The sequence below is a fragment of the Comamonas sp. CAH-2 genome (genome assembly GCF_009668305.1).
Classification (GTDB): domain Bacteria; phylum Pseudomonadota; class Gammaproteobacteria; order Burkholderiales; family Burkholderiaceae_C; genus Comamonas; species Comamonas aquatica.
Genome location: NZ_VSWF01000081.1, coordinates 1 through 861 on the forward strand (window position 1 = coordinate 1; position 861 = coordinate 861).

Here is an 861-nt window from a genome sequence, read left to right on the forward strand (position 1 = left end):
CCCAGCGCATCAAGGAGCTGGAACGTGAGGTCAAGGAGCTGCGCCGGGCCAACGACATCCTGAAGACGGCCAGCGCGTTTTTTGCGCAGGCGGAGCTCGACCGCCGATTGAAGTCTTGAAGAACTACATCGACCGCCACCGTGACGACTACGGGGTCGAGCCCATCTGCCGGGTGCTGCAGATGGCCCCATCGTGTTACTGGCGCCACGCAGCCCGGCAACGTAACCCGCAACTGCGCAGTCAACGCGCCCAGCGTGACGAGTGCTTGAAGGCGGACATCCAGCGCGTGTGGCATGCCAACTGGCAGGTCTACGGGGCCGATAAGGTCTGGCTGCAGATGAACCGCGAGGGCATCCCGGTGGCACGTTGTACTGTGGAGCGACTGATGCGTGCCATGGGCTTGCAAGGGGCTCGCCGTGGCAGGGCGGTACGTACCACCACGCCTGACACATCAGCGCCGTGCCCGCTGGACCACGTCAACCGGCACTTCAAGGCCAGCCGTCCCAACGAGCTGTGGGTATCGGACTTCACCTACGTCTCCACCTGGCAGGGCTGGCTGTACGTGGCCTTCGTGGTGGATGTGTACGCCCGGCGCATCGTGGGCTGGCGGGTCAGCCGCAGCATGCAAACGGACTTCGTGCTGGATGCGCTGGAGCAGGCGCTGTATGCCCGCCAGCCAGCAGCCCATGCCTTGACGCACCATTCCGACAGGGGCAGTCAATACGTCAGCATCCGCTACACCGAACGGTTGGACCAGGCGGGCATACAGCCCTCGGTGGGCAGCCGGGGTGACAGCTACGACAACGCGCTGGCCGAGACCATCAACGGTCTGTACAAGGCCGAGCTGATTCACCGCCGGGG

Annotated in this window: 1 pseudogene and 1 other annotated feature; the pseudogene reads left to right on the plus strand. The window is 64.7% G+C overall.

The annotated features are described in order from the left end of the window. Positions 1-861 (plus strand): annotated as a pseudogene (locus FYM52_RS18555) (IS3 family transposase); the annotation flags it as partial. Then, positions 74-190 (plus strand) — a sequence feature (AL1L pseudoknot). It overlaps the preceding pseudogene by 117 nt.